The organism is Pantoea sp. B65, from assembly GCF_047308185.1.
Lineage (GTDB): Bacteria > Pseudomonadota > Gammaproteobacteria > Enterobacterales > Enterobacteriaceae > Erwinia.
In genome coordinates this window covers 341449-359233 of record NZ_JAHXPU010000015.1, presented here as the reverse complement: position 1 = coordinate 359233, position 17785 = coordinate 341449, and the positions used below count along the sequence as shown (strand labels likewise).

16 protein-coding genes are annotated in these 17785 nt (G+C 54.2%); 7 read left to right on the top strand and 9 right to left on the bottom strand.

Annotated features, from left to right (window positions below; genetic code table 11):
• Positions 1–12: 12 nt before the first annotated feature.
• Positions 13–258, bottom strand: coding sequence for a sulfurtransferase TusA (gene tusA, locus JWF83_RS04505; protein WP_413648985.1), 246 nt, complete (start codon positions 256–258; stop codon positions 13–15).
• 277 nt (positions 259–535) lie between these two features.
• Between tusA and JWF83_RS04500 the strand changes: the two genes are divergently transcribed.
• Both JWF83_RS04500 and JWF83_RS04495 read left to right on the top strand, forming a co-directional pair.
• Positions 536–1201, top strand: a complete 666-nt coding sequence (locus tag JWF83_RS04500; protein ID WP_413648983.1) for a 7-cyano-7-deazaguanine/7-aminomethyl-7-deazaguanine transporter — start codon at positions 536–538, stop codon at positions 1199–1201.
• Between the two features lie 122 nt (positions 1202–1323).
• Positions 1324–1881, top strand: a complete 558-nt coding sequence (locus JWF83_RS04495) for a DcrB family lipoprotein (RefSeq protein WP_413648982.1) — start codon at positions 1324–1326, stop codon at positions 1879–1881.
• Positions 1882–1944: 63 nt separating this feature from the next.
• Here the strand turns inward: JWF83_RS04495 and iolE are convergent, their stop codons facing one another.
• From iolE to iolD, 4 genes are all read right to left on the bottom strand, one after another.
• Entirely contained in the window at positions 1945–2841 is an 897-nt protein-coding gene (gene iolE, locus JWF83_RS04490) for a myo-inosose-2 dehydratase (RefSeq protein WP_413648980.1), read from the bottom strand.
• Positions 2842–2887: 46 nt separating this feature from the next.
• On the bottom strand, positions 2888–3772 hold the full coding sequence (locus tag JWF83_RS04485; protein WP_413648979.1) for a sugar phosphate isomerase/epimerase family protein: 885 nt from the start codon (positions 3770–3772) through the stop codon (positions 2888–2890).
• A gap of 74 nt (positions 3773–3846) precedes the next feature.
• On the bottom strand, positions 3847–4860 hold the full coding sequence (locus JWF83_RS04480) for a Gfo/Idh/MocA family protein (protein ID WP_413648978.1): 1014 nt from the start codon (positions 4858–4860) through the stop codon (positions 3847–3849).
• 81 nt (positions 4861–4941) lie between these two features.
• Positions 4942–6882, bottom strand: coding sequence for a 3D-(3,5/4)-trihydroxycyclohexane-1,2-dione acylhydrolase (decyclizing) (gene iolD, locus JWF83_RS04475; RefSeq protein WP_413648976.1), 1941 nt, complete (start codon positions 6880–6882; stop codon positions 4942–4944).
• 541 nt (positions 6883–7423) lie between these two features.
• Here iolD and JWF83_RS04470 point away from each other — a divergent pair.
• From JWF83_RS04470 to JWF83_RS04460, 3 genes are all read left to right on the top strand, one after another.
• The gene (locus JWF83_RS04470; protein ID WP_413648974.1) at positions 7424–9343 is read left to right on the top strand and encodes a bifunctional 5-dehydro-2-deoxygluconokinase/5-dehydro-2-deoxyphosphogluconate aldolase; all 1920 of its coding nucleotides are present in this window, start codon (positions 7424–7426) and stop codon (positions 9341–9343) included.
• A 205-nt stretch (positions 9344–9548) separates the two neighbouring features.
• A complete protein-coding gene (locus JWF83_RS04465; protein WP_413648973.1) occupies positions 9549–10385 on the top strand; it encodes a MurR/RpiR family transcriptional regulator in 837 nt (278 codons plus the stop codon).
• A 112-nt stretch (positions 10386–10497) separates the two neighbouring features.
• The gene (locus tag JWF83_RS04460; protein WP_413648972.1) at positions 10498–10668 is read left to right on the top strand and encodes a hypothetical protein; all 171 of its coding nucleotides are present in this window, start codon (positions 10498–10500) and stop codon (positions 10666–10668) included.
• A 49-nt stretch (positions 10669–10717) separates the two neighbouring features.
• Here the strand turns inward: JWF83_RS04460 and iolB are convergent, their stop codons facing one another.
• The gene (gene iolB, locus JWF83_RS04455) at positions 10718–11533 is read right to left on the bottom strand and encodes a 5-deoxy-glucuronate isomerase (RefSeq protein ID WP_413648971.1); all 816 of its coding nucleotides are present in this window, start codon (positions 11531–11533) and stop codon (positions 10718–10720) included.
• 22 nt (positions 11534–11555) lie between these two features.
• On the bottom strand, positions 11556–13061 hold the full coding sequence (locus JWF83_RS04450; RefSeq protein ID WP_413648969.1) for a CoA-acylating methylmalonate-semialdehyde dehydrogenase: 1506 nt from the start codon (positions 13059–13061) through the stop codon (positions 11556–11558).
• Positions 13062–13551: 490 nt separating this feature from the next.
• Between JWF83_RS04450 and JWF83_RS04445 the strand changes: the two genes are divergently transcribed.
• Entirely contained in the window at positions 13552–14367 is an 816-nt protein-coding gene (locus JWF83_RS04445; protein ID WP_413648967.1) for a TIM barrel protein, read from the top strand.
• Between the two features lie 51 nt (positions 14368–14418).
• Here the strand turns inward: JWF83_RS04445 and JWF83_RS04440 are convergent, their stop codons facing one another.
• Complete coding sequence (locus JWF83_RS04440) at positions 14419–15609, bottom strand: MFS transporter (protein ID WP_413648966.1); 1191 nt, start codon at positions 15607–15609, stop codon at positions 14419–14421.
• A 180-nt stretch (positions 15610–15789) separates the two neighbouring features.
• Here JWF83_RS04440 and JWF83_RS04435 point away from each other — a divergent pair, with 180 nt between their 5' ends.
• The gene (locus tag JWF83_RS04435; protein ID WP_413648964.1) at positions 15790–16836 is read left to right on the top strand and encodes an AI-2E family transporter; all 1047 of its coding nucleotides are present in this window, start codon (positions 15790–15792) and stop codon (positions 16834–16836) included.
• Here the strand turns inward: JWF83_RS04435 and JWF83_RS04430 are convergent.
• Positions 16833–17765, bottom strand: a complete 933-nt coding sequence (locus tag JWF83_RS04430) for an alpha/beta fold hydrolase (RefSeq protein WP_413648962.1) — start codon at positions 17763–17765, stop codon at positions 16833–16835. The two genes, JWF83_RS04435 and JWF83_RS04430, sit on opposite strands and share 4 nt — an antisense overlap.
• Between the last annotated feature and the right edge of the window lie 20 nt (positions 17766–17785).

Here is a 17785-nt window from a genome sequence, read left to right as displayed (position 1 = left end):
GGATAAGTCCGGCTATAAGCCTTTTTTTAACAGATACTTATATGGCGCGGCATCAACAGACTGTGCCAGCAGGGTATGTTCCATAAAGCGGCAAAAACCGGGGATATCGCGGGTGGTCGCCGGATCATCGGCAATAATCAGCAGCGTTTCTCCCTCCTGCATAACGCGCACGGTTTTGCGCACCATCATTACCGGCTCCGGGCAGCGCAGGCCCAGCGCGTCTAAGGTTTGATCCGGATTGGCGAAGATATCGCTCATAGCACTCTCATACAGCAGTAAAACAAGATTGCCGCTTATTCTACCCCTGAGCGCTTGCTGCGCAAGTAAGATGCCATACGTTAACGTTTGCGTTAAAATTAACCATTGCAAAGGAAGATGAAAGCGGTAAGATTCCGGCCGATTAGTTTACTGGTATCAGCGGCATTATCGTTGCCGCCAGTTAGCTCGCCACTGTGCGCGAGCAGCATGGCAAAAACAGATAGTCCGAAAAAATTCTTGCTGGGTTCCCTCACCCCATCCATTAAAAAGGCTACATATGATTTCGTTTACCCCGCGTCAGCGCGTTTATGCGCTGGTATGGCTATCGCTATTCCACCTGCTGGTGATCACTTCCAGTAACTATCTGGTACAACTGCCAATCTCCGTGTTTGGTTTACACACCACCTGGGGTGCGTTTAGCTTTCCGTTTATCTTCCTGGCAACCGATCTGACAGTACGCATTTTTGGTGCGCCACTGGCACGCCGTATTATTCTGCTGGTGATGATCCCGGCGCTGTTTATCTCTTATGCCCTCTCCTCGCTGTTTTATCAGGGCGAATGGCAGGGTTTAGCGGTACTGCGCGAGATGAATCTGTTTGTCGCCCGTATCGCCTGCGGCAGTTTTATGGCTTATGCCTTAGGGCAAATCCTTGATGTGCATGTGTTTAACCGTCTGCGGCAGAAAGCCAGCTGGTGGGTAGCGCCTGCGGCGGCCATGTTCCTTGGCAATATCAGCGATACCCTCGCCTTCTTCTTTATTGCCTTCTACAAAAGTCCGGACCCGTTTATGGCGCAGAACTGGGTGGAGATCGCCATGGTGGATTACAGCTTCAAAGTGCTGATCTGCATGATCTTCTTCCTGCCGGCTTACGGCGTATTGCTGAATGCCGCGCTAAAACGCCTCGCTGAACGCAACAATAAAACCGAACTGAATTTCGGATAACGCTGCTGACGCGCCAGGCGGGGTGAGTATATTCTGTGACAGTTAGCCGGTTGCTTTTACCGGCTGATTCAGTTTGTATAAATGCCTGAAAATCTGTACGCAATTAATATAAAGGGATCCTGATGCGTAACATTGCGAAATATGTAGGAATCGGTTTGCTGGTGATGGGCTTAGCCGCCTGTGACGGTAAAAATGATAAAGCGGCTGCCAATGATAATGGCGCAAGCAGCAGCCAGTCGGCGCAGACCGTCAATCTGATGGATGGCAAACTGAACTTCAAATTACCGGCAGGCATGTCCGATAAAAGCGGCAAGCTCGGGACTCAGGCCAACAATATGCATGTTTATGCCGATGAGTCTGGTCAGAAGGCGATTATCGTGATTAACGGCGACGCCACCAGCGAAGCGCTGGATGTGCTGGCTAAACGTCTGGAAGCGCAGCAGCGTAACCGCGATCCGCAACTGCAGGTGGTCACCAATAAATCCATCGATCTGAAAGGTCAGCCGGCGCAACAGCTGGATACGGTGATTTCAGCGAATAACCAGTCCTCCTGGTCTTCGGTGGTATTGAGTAAAGTTGATGGCAAACTGCTGACACTGCAAATAACGCTGCCAGCGGATAATCAGCAGCAGGCGCAGACCGACGCGGAAAATATCATTAATACCATTGAGCTGAAATAAGCCGGGTAAAAGGGGAGGCATCAATGCCTCCCCTTACGTTTTTCACTGACCGGCGCCCGTGAGTTACAGGCCTGCGGTTTCGCGAATATATTTGCGCGCTTTTACTGCATATTCGAACGGGTTGGCCAGCGCCGGATCCTGTTCTGCCTCCACCACCATCCAGCCTTTATAGCCGTAATCGTCGAGGATTTTAAACACCGGTTTGAAATCAATCACGCCATCGCCGGGTACGGTGAAGGTGCCTTTCTTCACGCCGTCGAGGAATGACAGTTTCTCATTGCGCACCTGCGCCACAATCTCATCGCGCACATCTTTTAGATGCACATGATTGATACGCGGCAGATATTTTGTCAGCAGCGCCAGCATCTTCTCCTGCGTGCCTTCAGAGTAGTAAGCGTGGCCGGTATCGAAGAGCAGGAACACATCGTCATTAGTCAGTTCCATAAAGCGATCCACTTCTTCCGTGGTCTGAATACCGGTACCCATATGATGATGCAGACAAACCTGCATGCCTTTCGTCGCGGCGATTTTCGCCAGTTCGTTATAGCCTTCAGCCGTCAGACGCCACTCTTCATCGCTGAAATACGGCTTATCTTCCAGCACCGCCAGGGTGGTGCCCTGAATACTCTTGCTCTGTTCGGAGCAGCCAATCACTTTGGCGCCCATCGCATGCAGGAAATTCATATGGTTGGTGAATTCATCAATGGTTTTGGCTTTATCGCCCTGGGCGAAGAAAGTACTAAACCAGGCGTTACAAATCTGGATCCCACGAATCTCCAGCATCGGCTTCAATACCGCCGGGTCGCGCGGATATTTACTGCCGACTTCACTGCCGGTAAAACCGGCCAGCGCCATTTCACTGACAATTTGCTGGAAGGTGTTCTCTTTGCCCAGTTCCGGCATATCATCATTAGTCCAGCCAATCGGGGCAATCGCCAACTTCACATTATCTTTGTTCATCGTAATGCCTCTGACATTCGATAGGGCGGCTCAGCCGCCATAAGTGTTATTTACTCAGCAATTCGCGCTCAATCAGTTCGCGCGTTTCCACTGCCTGAAATTTCATTTTTTCCGGGTAACCAAACAGCGAAGAGGCAATAATCGATTCACCGCCGATTTTGTAACTGCGGTCGGCAAAATTCATCTCGCGCAGCGTCTGGAATAACGTCGTGAAATCTACCTCACCTTCGCCCACACCCACATGCTGGTGAATGGTGGCATCCACGCCCGGCGGGTTGACGATATAGCGGCAATTCTTGGTGTGGTTCATGGTATCAGCGATCAATACATGCGACAGATCGTCACCGGCATACTCCAGCATGCTTTTCACATCGCCCTTCCCTTTGTCATAAAAGAAAGTATGCGGCACGCTGTAGAGATATTTCACATGATCGCTGCGGAATGATTTCACCATATCCACAGTTGGATTGTTCTCCTCGCAGAAATCCCATGGATGAGACTGAATTTCGACGCGGATACCTTCACGCTCAATAATTGGCAGCAACTCTTCCATTGAGCGATAGAACATCTCTTCACAGATTTCCGGCTCATTCGGGGTACCGGACAGCTCGGTGTTAATCACCGGCACGCCCATTTCCACCGCGATCTCAATCATGCGTTTCCAGTTTCTTACTGCCGCCTGGCGACGCGCTTCATCGGGGCCAGACCAGCGATAAACCACGATAAAAGAGGAGATCTCAACACCGGTGGCCTTCAGCGCGTTTTTGTACTCCGTCATAATTTCACGGCTGGCTTTCGGATGTTTATAGAACGGGTTAATCTGCGGATGCGGTGATTGCTCAATATATTTGTAGCCCCAGTCCGCGACCTGGTGAACCATTTTGGTGATGCCCAAATCTTTAATGACATCAACATCAAAAGCGATTTTCATCAGTCTCTCCCTGGATAATCAATAGCAGGTTATTGCCGCGCGACCCCGCTACTCTTCAGGGGTCGCGCTGGCGGTTACTTAGCGTAGAAAGCTGGACGGGTAGGCAGTGAAATCGGCTCAATGGCGCCGCTGTTCTGCGCTTTAATACAGGCATCGGCGGCGACTGAAGCGGCGTAGCCATCCCAGGCCGATGGGCCTTTCAGCTGACCGGCAGTGGCATCGTTAATAAACGCCTGCAGCTCAACGTCGTAAGCATCGATAAAGCGGTCTTTCCAGTCGGTCAGAATGGCTTCAGACAGTTTAGCCTCTTTACGCATCAGCACGGCCTGCGGCTCAGGCAGTTTGGCGATCCCCTCTTCACCGACCACTTCACACTGAATATCGTAGCCATAAGCGCAGTTAACGAAGATCTCGACATCAATGCGAATCCCCTTCTGGGTTTCAAACAGTACGATCTGCGGATCTTTCAGTCGGGCATGTGATTTAGCGGTGGTGCGTGGGAATACCACCTGCACGGAGCGGTAATCATCTTCGGTCAGCCAGCGCAGCACATCCAGCTCATGGATCAGGGTGTTGGTGATCGCCATATCAGTGGTGTAATTTTCCGGCACCGTCGGGTTACGGTGGGCGCAGTGCAGCATCAGCGGCTGACCAATTTCACCGTCAGTGATCACTTTTTTCAGCGCCACATAGCCAGCGTCGTACGGGCGCATAAAGCCAACCTGCACCAGACGTTTGCCGAATTTAATCTCGGCATCAACAATGCGACGACAGCCTTCGGCGCTCATTGCCAGCGGCTTTTCGCAGAATACCGGCTTGCCCGCGGCAATGGCGGCGAGGGTAAACTCTTCATGCGTCGGATCCCAGGAAGTGACCAGAACGGCATCCACCTCGCCTGAGGTCACCACATCATGGCCATCCGCATAGACTTCAGCCTCCAGCCCCAGACGTTTAAGGGCGGCCCTGGCACCATCAACATTGATATCCGATACCGCCACCACTTTTGCCCCCTGCAGTACTTTGCTGCAGCGGCGAATGTGTTCCTGACCGATAGCGCCAGTACCGATAACACCTAAACGTAGCGTCATGATATCTCCAGAATTTTGTAGGGTTGAGAATCAGTAAGTTATCTTCGGTGCCGCGCTTAAGCGCTGCGGGCACCTGAGTGATTAATATTTGCGCGCCTGCTCAATATGTTCGTCGAGCATTCTGGCGACCGCATCGACGCGCTCGGAGGTCGACACCCGCGCGCCGCCGACGTGCCACCAGCTGAAGTATTTGTGCACCATGGTTTTTGGTAATACTTTGATATCGATAAGAGTAGAGACGGTCTGCTTCCGCGCGTCCTCCAGCGCCGCTTTCAGCTGCGGCAGGGTGGTGACACGATAAGTTTTACAGCCGTAACCCGCCGCAATCGCCGCGAAATCTACCGGAATAAACCCGCCGTCAAGCTTGCCGCCTTCGGCATTACGGAAGCGGAACTCGGTGGTAAAGCTGTCCATACCGTGTTCCATCTGCAGGTTGTTAATGCAGCCGTTCGTCATATTGTCGAACAGCACCACGTTGATCTTGGCGCCTTCCTGAATCGAGGTCACCAGCTCAGAGTGCAGCATCATAAATGAGCCATCGCCGACCAGCGTATAGACCTCACGATGCGGCTCGGCCAGCTTCACGCCAAGCGAAGCGCTGACCTCATAGCCCATACAGGAGTAGCCATACTCGACGTGATAGCTGTTGTAATCTTTGGTGCGCCAGACGCGCTGCAGATCGCCGGGCAAACTACCCGCCGCGGCGACAATCACCGCATTCTTTGGCAGTTGCTCGTTCAGCGTGCCCAGCACACTGCTCTGCGTGAGAAATGAGCTGGTCAGACGATTAAATTCGGCGAACAGCGCCTCACGATCGATATTGTCGGCGATTTCCGGAATAAAATCGGCGCCGCTATACTCCACCTGATAGACGCGCTGAGTCTCTTTCAGCAACTTGCTTTGCGCCTGCTCAATCTGCTCGCCCCATCCATTGCTGAAGCCTTGCTGCGTCAGACGACTGTCGAGGGCGGTCAGCGCTTCACGCGCATCGGCTACCAGCTGCACGCCATCCAACTTATAGCTGTCAAAATTGCTGACGTTAATATTCAGGAAGCTGACCGCCGGATTCTGGAAGATCCATTTGGAGGCGGTGGTAAAGTCGGTATAACGGGTACCGACGCCAATCACCAGGTCGGCCTCTTTCGCCAGCAAATTGGCCGCCAGGCAACCGGTCTCGCCGACGCCGCCGACATTCAGCGGATGGTCGGAAACGATAGTGCCTTTGCCGGCCTGAGTTTCGGCAAACGGAATATTGTGATGCTCGGCGAACAGACGCAGCGCCTCACCGGCTTCAGAGTATTTCACGCCGCCGCCGCAGACGATCAGTGGCTTACGTTTACCGGCCAGCAGCTTCAGCGCGTCATCCAGCTGAGCAGCCGTAGGTAAACGGCGATCGAGACGGTGCACGCGTTTCTGGAAGAAATACTCCGGGAAATCCCAGGCTTCACCCTGCACATCCTGCGGCAGCGACAGCGTGACCGCGCCGGTTTCCGCCGGGTCGGTCAGCACGCGCATGGCATTAATACAGGCGGTCATCAGTTGTTCAGGACGGTTGATACGATCCCAGTATTTACTGACCGCGCGGAACGCATCGTTGGTGCTGATGCTGAGATCGTGACTCTGTTCAATCTGTTGCAGCACCGGGTCCGGCTGACGGGTGGCGAACACATCGCCTGGCAGCAGTAATAACGGAATACGGTTGGCGCTGGCGGTGCCAGCGGCGGTGATCATATTTGCCGCGCCCGGTCCGACCGAAGAGGTACAGGCAATAATTTCGCGCCGCAGCTTCTGTTTGGCATAGCCAATCGCCGCATGCGCCATACCCTGTTCATTACGCCCCTGATGCACCACCAGGTCGCCGCTATCCTGTTCCAGCGCCTGACCGAGTCCGAGCACATTACCGTGGCCAAAGATGGCAAAAATCCCTTTCACGAACTTAGTTTCCACACCGTCTACCGACAGATACTGATTATCGAGAAATCTGACCAGCGCCTGTGCCGTGGTTAATCTAATCTTGCCCATGTGCTCATCCTTTACGTTAGGGTCCGCCTGAAACAGACATGCCGCAGTTCGTATATTTAAGGCCGCCGCTGAAGTGAAAGAAGAGGCGACAGCTGATAAGTGAAACGTGATGCGATTATAAACAAATATTTTTTCCACTAAATATAATTACAGAAAAAACATTTCATTTTGCGAGTGAGATCAAATTCTGCCGTCAACGCGGCTGTAACCTGGTGTTTTCCCGGCGTTAACTGAAACATTCATCCATCAATACACTTTAAAAGGAAATTTCATTTCACTTCAATAGCTTCGCGCATTTGCCGGACACGAGTTGCGACAGTGCTCACAGCTTTTGCCAGGCCTGAAACCAGTTAAAAAACGGTGATCAAAGTCGCCAGTCAGCCAGAGTTTTATCTACCTCACATTTTTGGGGTGTAAATTTCATTTCATATTGAATTTGGAATTTTTATTCCTCATACTGCCAAACATGTTAAATCGGTTCGATCGGCTTTATCCGGAAAAGCCCGGCAGAGTCTGCTTATCACAGAAGGAAACCACAGGTATGAGTACACAACAAAAGCGGCTTGATGTGATTTGTATCGGACGCATCGCCGTTGACTTTTATGGTCAGCAAATCGGTGCGCGGCTGGAAGATACCAATACATTTGCCAAGTATCTTGGCGGTTCGTCCGGGAACGTCGCCTATGGCACGGCGATTCAGGGACTGAAATCCGCCATGCTGGCACGTGTGGGTGATGAGCATAATGGTCGCTTCCTGCGGGAAGAGTTACAGCGTGTCGGCGTCGATACGGAATCGCTGATTACCGATCGGTCGCGTCTGACCGGGATGGTGATTCTCGGCATTAAAGATGAAGATACCTTTCCGCTGATCTTCTACCGCGAAAACTGCGCCGATATGGGCCTGATCCCGGATGATATTCGTGAAGAGTATATTGCCTCGTCACGTGCGGTGGCGGTGACCGGCACCCATCTGTCGCATCCGAATACCCGTGCGGCAGTGCTGAAGGCACTGGAGATCGCCCGTCGTCACGGCCTGCGCACCGCGCTGGATATCGACTACCGTCCGGTACTCTGGGGCCTGACCTCGCTCGGCGATGGTGAAACCCGCTTTATCGAATCACAGCATGTCACCCAACAGTTGCAAGAGGTGCTGCACTATTTCGATCTGGTGGTCGGCACCGAAGAAGAGTTCCATATTGCCGGTGGCAGTACCGATACGCTGACCGCACTGAAAAATGTGCGTCAGGCCAGTAACGCGACGCTGGTCTGTAAACGCGGCCCGCTGGGTTGCGTGGTATTTGAAGGCGATATCCCGGATAGCTGGGAGGCGACGAAACTGCAAAGCGGCGTGCGCGTTGAAGTCCTGAATGTGCTGGGCGCCGGCGATGCCTTTATGTCCGGCCTGCTGCGCGGCTGGTTAAATGATGAAGGCTGGGAGCAAGCCTGTCGCTATGCCAACGCCTGCGGCGCGCTGGTAGTATCGCGCCATGGTTGTGCCCCGGCGATGCCGACCAAAGAGGAACTCGACGACTTCCTCGCCCGGGATAAGCAGGTAAAACGTCCGGACCTCGATGCGCGTCTCAACCATCTGCATCGCGTGACGACCCGTAAGCAGCAGTGGCAGGAACTGAATGTGTTTGCCTTCGATCACCGCAAACAACTGGCCGATATGGCCCGCGAAGCCGGGGTCGATGAAGCGCGTATTCCATTACTGAAAACCCTGCTGTTAAAAGGCGCCGAATCGGCGGCAGCTGAAGCGGGGCTTGACCACCGCAGCGGCATTCTCGCCGATACCACCTATGGTCAGAAAGCGCTGAATGCCATTACCGGCAAAGGCTGGTGGATTGGCCGTCCGATTGAATTGCCCAGCTCGCGCCCGCTGCGTCTGGAGCATGGCAATATCGGCTCACAGCTGATCGACTGGCCGCAGGAACACGTGGTGAAATGCCTGGTGTTCTATCACCCGCATGACAGCGCAGAGCTGCGTCAGCAGCAGGATGAGCTAATTCTCGACGTCTGGCGTGGCTGTAACAAGTCGGGTCACGAACTGCTGCTGGAAGTGATTTTGCCGGAAAGCAATCCGGACCATAATGAGTCGTACTACCACGATATTCTCACCCACTTCTACAGTCTGGGTATACAGCCAGACTGGTGGAAACTGCCGCCGCTGTCGCTGGAAAGCTGGCAGTCGATTGGTCAGTTGATTGAGCAGCATGACCCGCACTGCCGCGGCATCCTGCTGCTGGGGCTGGATGCGCCGGAAGAGAAACTGAAAGCGGGTTTTGCCGCCGCCGCACAGGCGCCATGGGTGAAAGGATTTGCCGTCGGCCGCACTATTTTCGGTCAGCCGTCACGCCAGTGGCTACAGGGCGAACTGGATGATGAATCGCTGATCAACGAGGTGAAAAGTAACTACCTGAGGCTGATTGGTTACTGGCGCGAAGCGCGCCCGGCAAAATAAGCATTCGATCATGGCAAAGGCGACCTCAGGTCGCCTTTTTTATCGCCGCAGGCAGGCTGACGCTGAGATCCTCGTCCATATAGTGTGAGTTGATTCATATTGCGATGAAATAAAGCCAGCAATATTCGTCATCAAGTGAAATTTTCCATCCATCTGGTAGAATATCGGTCAGCAAAACGCCAATTTTTTCTAGTGAGCAGAAGTAATGACCAATAATCCGACCCAACTTTCCTTGTTACAGGACGACATTCGTCGTCGTTACGATACACTCAGCAAACGTCTCAAACAGGTAGCTCGTTATATTCTGGATAACAGCAACAGCATCGCTTTCGATACCGTCGCGTCTATTGCCCAGCAGGCCGATGTGCCGCCTTCTACCCTGATTCGTTTCTCCAACGCGTTTGGTTTTAGCGGCTTTAACGAAATGAAACAGGTTTTCCGTCAGCATCTGATGGAAGAGACCGTGAACTATACCGAGCGCGCACGCCTGTTTCGTCAGACCGCAACCGATGAGAGCGCCTCCGCCCCGGAAAGTCCGGCCGAGATCCTCAATGTGTTTACGATGGTGAACTCACAGGCGCTGCAACAGCTGGCGATGCAAACCAATCCGGAACAACTGAATAAAGCGGTAAAAATGCTCGGTGACGCGGAAAATATCTACGTTATTGGTCTGCGCCGTTCGTTCAGCGTCGCCTCCTATCTGACCTATGCATTGCGTCATCTGGAGCGCCGGGCGTTTCTGATTGACGGCCTTGGCGGCATGTTTACCGAGCAGCTGAGTATGGTCAATCCGCGGGATGTGGTGATTGCCATTAGCTACTCGCCTTACGCTCGTGAAGCGGTAGAGCTGGTTGAGCTGGGCGCCAAGCGTGGCGCGCATCTGATTGCGATTACCGACAGCCAGGTCAGCCCGCTGGCGGCCTTCAGTGATATCTGTTTTGTGGTGCGTGAAGCCCAGGTGGATGGCTTCCGTTCGCAGGTAGCTTCACTGTGTCTGGCGCAAACCCTTGCGGTATCACTGGCGCTGAACAGTAGCGAATAACCTCAGCAGCACAAAGTAACCAATGGAAACAGTTACTTTCAGTTATCTCTTTTACCGCCGCCGCCAGTGGGTGTAAAACAACTCAGGTCTGAGCTTAGGGAAGGAGTGAAAGATGAAGAGTCTACTACGTCTCTGCCTGCTAACGATGCTGATAGTCAGCCCTGCGGCGCTGGCATGCCGTAGCCAGCGCGATGCCTGTTATAAAAACTGTAATCGCCTCAGCAGCCCGGTCGCACGCTTTTTCTGTTATCTGGGCGGCAGCCAGACGCCCCCTGCGCGGTAAAAAAAAGGGAGCCAGCGGTAAGCCGGCTCCCTTTTCCATTATCAGTCGTTTACTGACGCGGATACTGGTCGCTATTTACCCAGGCGTGATCCTTCTCCCAGCTAAATTTCCACAGGCGTACCGGCCCGGCCATCACGTTCAGATAGTAGTTATTATAACCTGCGATGGTGGCTACCGGATGATAACCACGCGGTACGCTAACCACATCGCGGTCATATACCGCCATACACTCATCCAGCGAGCGGTCATCGGTGTAAACACGCTGCATGGCAAACCCCTGCGGCGGATCAAACCGATGGTAATAGGTCTCTTCCAGATAAGTTTCGTTTTCTGAGTTTTCCTGATCGTGCTTGTGGCTTGGATAAGAGCTGGTATCGCCCTCATTGGTATATACCTCCACCACCAGCAGGCTATCCGCCGGTTTGTCATCCGGCAGGATATTGTGCACCAGGCGCTTGTTGTGCCCTTTGCCACGCTGTTCGACCCCGACATCCGCCGGGGCAATCAGCCGCGCCGGCAGCTTGCCGCTACCCGGAGAACGGCATACCGCCAGCTCGAGATCGGAATCCGCATAGACTTCCACTTTATCGCTGTGCGGTACATACACCGAATACGGCGGCGTACGCTCAAAGGGCGACATGCGTTTACCGATGCCCGGGAATTCCGCATGCAAGGTTTTGACCGATGCCAGCCCGGCGACCAGCACCAGGCACAGCTCTTTATCACCACTTTCCAGACTCAGAGTTTGGCCTTTCTGCAACTGGTATGCATCAAAGCCAACATAGCGCCAGCCAGCGCTTTCCGGCGTAACATGCTGGATGCGGCCACTGGCATCCGGTTGTTGATATTTGGCAAGCAAAGACATCCTGCTTCTCCTGTATGGGTGATTATCCGAGCGTTGGCATACTGAATTCAGAGACCGTCTTCTGACCACTTGGCCAACGCACAGTGGCAGTTTTCATACGGGTATAGAAACGTACGCCATCTGGCCCATGCACATTCAGCGCGCCAAACACAGAGCGTTTCCAGCCACCAAAGCTATGGAATGCCATCGGCACCGGTACCGGTACGTTAACCCCGACCATGCCCGCCTGAACTTCGCGCACAAAGTCGCGGCCGGTATGACCATTGCTGGTAAAGATGGCGCTACCGTTGCCAAACTCATGACTGTTAACCAGCTGCAGCGCGCTTTTATAGTCTGGCGCACGCATAATGCTCAGCACCGGTCCAAAAATCTCTTCACGCCAGATCACCATATCCGGGGTGACGTTATCGAACAGCGTACCGCCAACATAGTAACCTTCAGCATAGCCCGGCACCTCGATATTGCGACCATCAACCACCAGCTTCGCGCCTTCCTGCTCGCCTTTATCAATGTAGCCCAGCACTTTTTTCTGGTGAGCGGCGGAAACCACCGGCCCCATTTCATTTTCATCTTTGCCTTTCTGCATGCCAGGGCCAACGCGTAGCGCTTTCACCAGCGGCGTCAGGGCGGCAATCAGTTTATCGGCAGTATCGTCGCCGACCGCAACCACTACCGGCAGCGCCATGCAACGCTCACCGGCAGATCCAAAGGCGCCGCCCATAATGGCGTTAACGGTGGCTTCCAGATCGGCGTCCGGCATGACGATGGCATGGTTCTTCGCCGCGCCAAAGGCCTGCACCCGTTTACCATGCGCACTGGCGGTTTTATAGATATGTTCCGCCACGCCAGACGAGCCGACAAAGCTGACCGCCTGGATACGCGGATCGGTGTACAGCTGCTCAGCATCTTCGTTTGAACAGTGAATAACGTTAAATACGCCATCCGGCAGGCCCGCTTCGGTCAGCAGTTCGGCCATACGCACCGAAGCGGAAGGATCCAGCGCCGGCGGCTTCAGCACAAAGGTGTTACCGCAGGCCAGCGCGATCGGGAACATCCATAATGGCACCATCGCCGGGAAGTTAAATGGCGTAATACCGGCCACCACACCCAACGGTTGCATCAGCGAGTAGCTGTCGACACCGGTAGCGACATCCGCAGAGTTTTCACCTTTGATCAGGTGCGGAATACCGCAGGCAAATTCCACCACTTCGAGGCCACGGGTCAATTCACCCAGCGCATCGGACCAGACTTTACCGTGTTCGCTGACAATCAGTTCCGCCAGCTCTTCACGATGCTGTTCCATCAGTGCTTTAAAGTTAAACATAATACGCGCACGGCGCAGCGGTGAAGTGCGGGACCAGTCATCAAAGGCGTTATGCGCTACTTCAATGGCTTTGGCCACTTCTTCTGCGGTGCTCTGCGTCAGCTCGCGTACCGGCTTACCGGTAGCCGGATCGTAGATCGGGATGGTTTCGTTGCTGGCGCTAAGGGAAGTTTTACCGCCAATAAAGTTACCCGTGATATTCATGTTCTTGCCTCTTTGATGTGATGGATCCCTGCAGGCAGACTTTGACGTCACACGCTACCTGACCGGGCAAAACCCGAATGCGTGCTAAGAAAGTATTATATTGAAATAAATTTTTCAAATATTTCCCTTTGAAAAATTCATTTTTAGCGGCGTGGATCGCATTTTTTCTGCAAGGGGCATTCACTCACCGCGAAGCAGGGGGACCATTCTGGCCAGCCCCCGTAATCACTGGTCTGCCTTGCCATCCCGCTGCGCTATTTTCCCGGCCTGATTAACCGTGAACTCTCTGCGGGAATCGGGCGTTACCGCGGCGTTTCGCTGTGTGGATCACCGCTGCCGACGAATTTTTTGCGAAGCCGATCTAAAAATTTAAATTTCATATTTAACTATTTATGAAATAAATGTTCTCTTATCAGGGTATCTGTAGTGGTGCGGCGTGCGGTATTGACTACCACCACTATCCAGCCCCCTATTTTGCAGGAGCAACAGCATGGCCATCGATCCGACCCGTTTCTGTATTAACCGTAAAATTGCCCCAAAACTGTCCATAGAGTCGTTTTTTAAGCTGGTGCACCGACTGGGTCTGAATAAAGTTGAACTGCGTAACGATATGCCGGGCGGCAAGGTAACCGATAATCTCAGCCATGCCGCAGTGAAAGCGCTGGCGGCTAAGTATGATCTGGAAATTGTCACCATTAATGCAGTCTATCCGTTTAATCAGATTAGCGATGCGCTGCTGGAAAAGGCGGAAGGTCTGCTGAAAGACGCACAGGGCGTCGGCGCCAAAGCGCTGGTACTCTGCCCGTTAAACGACGGCAGCGCGATTGCCGATCAGGAGACGATGGCAGCCATGAAGCAACTGGCGCCGCTGTTTGCGCAGTATGGTATTCAGGGGCTGGTGGAACCGCTGGGCTTCCCGGTCAGCTCATTACGCTCTGCGGTTCAGGCGCAGGCGCTGATCCGCGATAGCCAGCTACCGTTTAAGATCGTACTGGATACCTTCCATCACCATCTGTATGAACAAGCGGAGCAGGAGTTCGAAGCGGGTATCGATATCAATGCCATTGGGCTGGTGCACCTGTCCGGGGTAGAGGATAGCCGGCCGACCGCGCAACTGACCGATGAAGAACGGATTATGCTAAGTCACGGCGATCTGCTGAACAGCGTGGCCCAGGTACAGCGTCTGGAGCGTCTGGGCTATACCGGCATCTACGCTTTTGAGCCGTTCTCCTCGCTGCTGGATAGCTGGAGCGAAGCGGATATTGAGCGCGAAATCCGTCAGAGTATCGCGCTACTGCAGGAGTAAGATGCCATACGGGCGGTATAAACGCCGCCCGTGCCGGACGTTGCCGATACGTTATGCCGCCCGTAGCTGCATCCGTAAGGTCACCACCAGCGCCAGACACACCAGCAGGCCGGCTAACAGGTAAATACTCGGTACGCCGAGATAGCCCATAATGAAGCCGGCGACAGGCCCGGTGATGCCAAGAGATAAATCCATAAAAGTGGTGTAAGTCGCCAGCGCGCTGCCCTGATTTTGCGGTGGCACCACCTTCACCGCCACCACGCCAATCGCCGGAAACACCAGCGAGAAACCGGCGCCGGTAAGAAAGGCGCCAAGATGCGCCATCCACGGCAGCACCGACCCCCAGACCAGAAACAGCCCCATCGCTTCGACAGCGAAACAACAAGTGGCCACCTTTAACCCGCCATGGCGGCTGATACTGTTGGGGAACAGCAAGCGGGTACCAACAAAGGCGACGCTAAACATCGTCAGGGAAAAAGCGGCCCCCTGCCAGCCTTTATCCTGATAAAACAGGGTAATAAAAGTCGCGATCACGCCAAAACCGGCAGAGCCCATCGCCAGAATCAGGCCAAAGCCATAAATTTTTCCCAGTACCGCACGGAATGGCAGCGGCTTGCCTTTACTGCCCTTCACCGCCGGACGCCGCAAGGCAAAGCCGATGGCGATAACGATAATTGCCATAATGATCAGCGCCAGCAACAGCAAGCCGCCAAAGTGATAAACCAGTACCCCGAGCGGCGCACCAATCGCCATCGCGCCATAAGTGAAAATACCGTTCCACGAAATCACCCGGCCAATATGCAGCGATCCGACCATACCGACGCCCCACAGGGTTGAGCCGGTACCGGCAAAGCTTTGTCCAACCCCGAGAATTAACCGTCCGGCGCATAACAGCGCCAGGCTCAGCAACGGTAAGCCGGCGCTCAGGGCCGCCAGCAGATAGAAAACCCCACTGAGAAAACAGCCGCACAGACCGACAATCACCACTTTCTTCGGTCCCCAGAGATCGGCATAACGGCCGGCATGCGGACGACTTAACAGCGTGGAAAGATATTGCAGACTAATCACCAGTCCGGCCCAAAAAGCGCTGTAGCCCATAACGTCATGCACATAGCCGGGCAGAACCGCCAGCGGCAGACCAATGGTGAGATAGCTGGCGAAATTAAAAATAACCGTGGAGATAATGCGCAGATTTAAGCGAATTCCGCTTTGGGCAGCTTCCGTTGCAGGTTGCTCTGACATGAAATTTAAGGCTCGCGTTCTGATGATGGGTCGTGCTGAAAAATAACTATACGCGTTTTTAAACCGTTGTGGTCATACAAATGGGCAATGACCCGGCAGGCGAATTTCCATTACTCCTAAAATCAGGATGTTAAGCCCACAGCGGCTACACTTGTGGTGCAAACCATTTCAGGAGACTCCATGACCGCACCACAGCAGGAAAAAATTGGCCAGAATATGTTGCTAAAAATGGCCTTGCTGGTTGTCATCCTTGCCGGCATCCGCGCAGCGACAGAGATCATTGTACCCTTCCTGCTGGCCTGTTTTCTCGCCATCGTGCTTAATCCGCTGGTGACGTTACTGATGCGCCGTGGCCTGCGCCGCAGTCTGGCCATCACCCTGGTGATGGTGGTGATTTTAATTGTTATCACCCTGCTGGTGGCGATGCTCGCCAGTTCAGTGAATGAATTCAGCGATCTCTATCCGCAGATCCGCGCCACCCTCGAACAGAAGCTGGCGGTAGTGCAGCATCTGGCGGCCAGTATCCATATCAATATCTCCGCCTCCGCGCTGGCCGCCCGACTCGATCCCAACGCGCTGATGAATGTCGCCACGACCGTGCTGACGCAGTTTTCCGGCGCCATGACCAATTTTGTGCTGCTGATCCTGACGGTAATTTTTATGCTGTTTGAGGTGCGTCATCTGCCCTACAAACTGCGCAACGCGCTGGTAAACCCGCAAATTCGCATTGCCGGAATGCATAAGGCGCTAAAAGGCGTCACCCACTACCTGGCGCTAAAAACCCTGCTCAGTCTGGCGACCGGCGTCGCCGTCTGGCTCTGCTTATTACTGCTGGGGGTGAAGTTCGCCCTGTTATGGGGAGTGGTGGCCTTTGTGCTGAACTTTATTCCCAATATCGGGCCGATTATCGCCGGCATCCCGCCACTGATTCAGGCGCTGGTGCTAAACAGCGTTTACGATGCGGCGCTGGTGGCAGCCCTGTTTACCGCCATCCATATGGTGTTCGGCAATATCCTCGAACCCCGGGTCATGGGGCGTGGTCTCGGTATGTCGACCCTGGTGGTGTTTCTGTCGTTGATCTTCTGGGGCTGGCTGCTGGGACCGGTGGGAATGCTGCTGTCGGTGCCGCTGACCAGCGTCTGTAAGATCCTGATGGAGACCACCCCCGGCGGCAGTAAGCTGGCCATCCTGCTGAGCGATGGCCGGCCGGGTAAAAAAGCATGCTAGTCTGCGCGGTGGCGGTAAAAGTCCAGCAGTGTCTGCACTAGCAGAGCGGGCGCCTCTTCCGGGATATAATGGCCGGTAGCGGCAAATAGCTGGCCCTGAACCGCATCGGCCAGCGGGCGTAAGGTGTTAATCAGCGCTTCGCCAACCCCCTGTTCTGCGCCACATGCCAGCACCGGCTGCGACAGTTTTTGCATGGCCCGCTGCTGGCTGGCGGCTAAACCCTGCGGACTAAACGCGGTGCGGTAATAGCTTAGGGCAGCCCGCAATGCTCCCGGTAACTGATTTACCCGCACATACTCATCAAGATCCGCGCCGTCGATCGCCCAGTTGTTGCTGGCTTTCGCCGCGAACAGCCAGCCAAGAAACGCCCTTTCACGACCGCTGATCAATAGCTCGGGCAAATCATCAAGACGATTAAAAGCAAAATGCCAGGACTTCACATTCGCTTCTGCCGTCGGGATACCGGCTGGCGCTGGCGGCGTAATACCAGGCAAGGCGGCGTCAAACAGCGCCAGTCGTCTGACGTCCTGCGGCCAGTCACAGGCCAGCGCATAGCCGATCCAGCTGCCAATATCATGACCCACCACATCGACGCCGCCAGGAGCCACGAGGGTTATCAGTTGATGAATATCCTGCGCGACCGTCGTCATATCATATCCTCCCGACGGATGTGCGGAATCCCCCATGCCGCGCGGGTCAATGGCAATGACCCGGCGTCCGGCGGCCACCAGCAGCGGCATGACATAACGCCACGCATACCAGCTTTGTGGCCAGCCGGGGATCAGCAACACTGGCTCACCACTGCCGCCAGCAACATAATGGTAGCGCGTGCCGTTTACCGCAGCGGACGCGTGGTGGAACTGCTGCCAGAAAGTCGTCGGGTCAAACGGCTTGATCACGCTGTCCACAGCGTGTGAATTGGCGGTCATCAGCTTCTCCTCAAATTAAT

What these genes read in the sequence shown, in the direction of transcription:
- tusA (WP_413648985.1), bottom strand. Translation starts at nt 258, where the DNA reads ATGAGCGATATCTTCGCCAATCCGGATCAAACCTTAGACGCGCTGGGC.
- JWF83_RS04500 (WP_413648983.1), top strand. Translation starts at nt 536, where the DNA reads ATGATTTCGTTTACCCCGCGTCAGCGCGTTTATGCGCTGGTATGGCTA.
- JWF83_RS04495 (WP_413648982.1), top strand. Translation starts at nt 1,324, where the DNA reads ATGCGTAACATTGCGAAATATGTAGGAATCGGTTTGCTGGTGATGGGC.
- iolE (WP_413648980.1), bottom strand. Translation starts at nt 2,841, where the DNA reads ATGAACAAAGATAATGTGAAGTTGGCGATTGCCCCGATTGGCTGGACT.
- JWF83_RS04485 (WP_413648979.1), bottom strand. Translation starts at nt 3,772, where the DNA reads ATGAAAATCGCTTTTGATGTTGATGTCATTAAAGATTTGGGCATCACC.
- JWF83_RS04480 (WP_413648978.1), bottom strand. Translation starts at nt 4,860, where the DNA reads ATGACGCTACGTTTAGGTGTTATCGGTACTGGCGCTATCGGTCAGGAA.
- iolD (WP_413648976.1), bottom strand. Translation starts at nt 6,882, where the DNA reads ATGGGCAAGATTAGATTAACCACGGCACAGGCGCTGGTCAGATTTCTC.
- JWF83_RS04470 (WP_413648974.1), top strand. Translation starts at nt 7,424, where the DNA reads ATGAGTACACAACAAAAGCGGCTTGATGTGATTTGTATCGGACGCATC.
- JWF83_RS04465 (WP_413648973.1), top strand. Translation starts at nt 9,549, where the DNA reads ATGACCAATAATCCGACCCAACTTTCCTTGTTACAGGACGACATTCGT.
- JWF83_RS04460 (WP_413648972.1), top strand. Translation starts at nt 10,498, where the DNA reads ATGAAGAGTCTACTACGTCTCTGCCTGCTAACGATGCTGATAGTCAGC.
- iolB (WP_413648971.1), bottom strand. Translation starts at nt 11,533, where the DNA reads ATGTCTTTGCTTGCCAAATATCAACAACCGGATGCCAGTGGCCGCATC.
- JWF83_RS04450 (WP_413648969.1), bottom strand. Translation starts at nt 13,061, where the DNA reads ATGAATATCACGGGTAACTTTATTGGCGGTAAAACTTCCCTTAGCGCC.
- JWF83_RS04445 (WP_413648967.1), top strand. Translation starts at nt 13,552, where the DNA reads ATGGCCATCGATCCGACCCGTTTCTGTATTAACCGTAAAATTGCCCCA.
- JWF83_RS04440 (WP_413648966.1), bottom strand. Translation starts at nt 15,609, where the DNA reads ATGTCAGAGCAACCTGCAACGGAAGCTGCCCAAAGCGGAATTCGCTTA.
- JWF83_RS04435 (WP_413648964.1), top strand. Translation starts at nt 15,790, where the DNA reads ATGACCGCACCACAGCAGGAAAAAATTGGCCAGAATATGTTGCTAAAA.
- JWF83_RS04430 (WP_413648962.1), bottom strand. Translation starts at nt 17,765, where the DNA reads ATGACCGCCAATTCACACGCTGTGGACAGCGTGATCAAGCCGTTTGAC.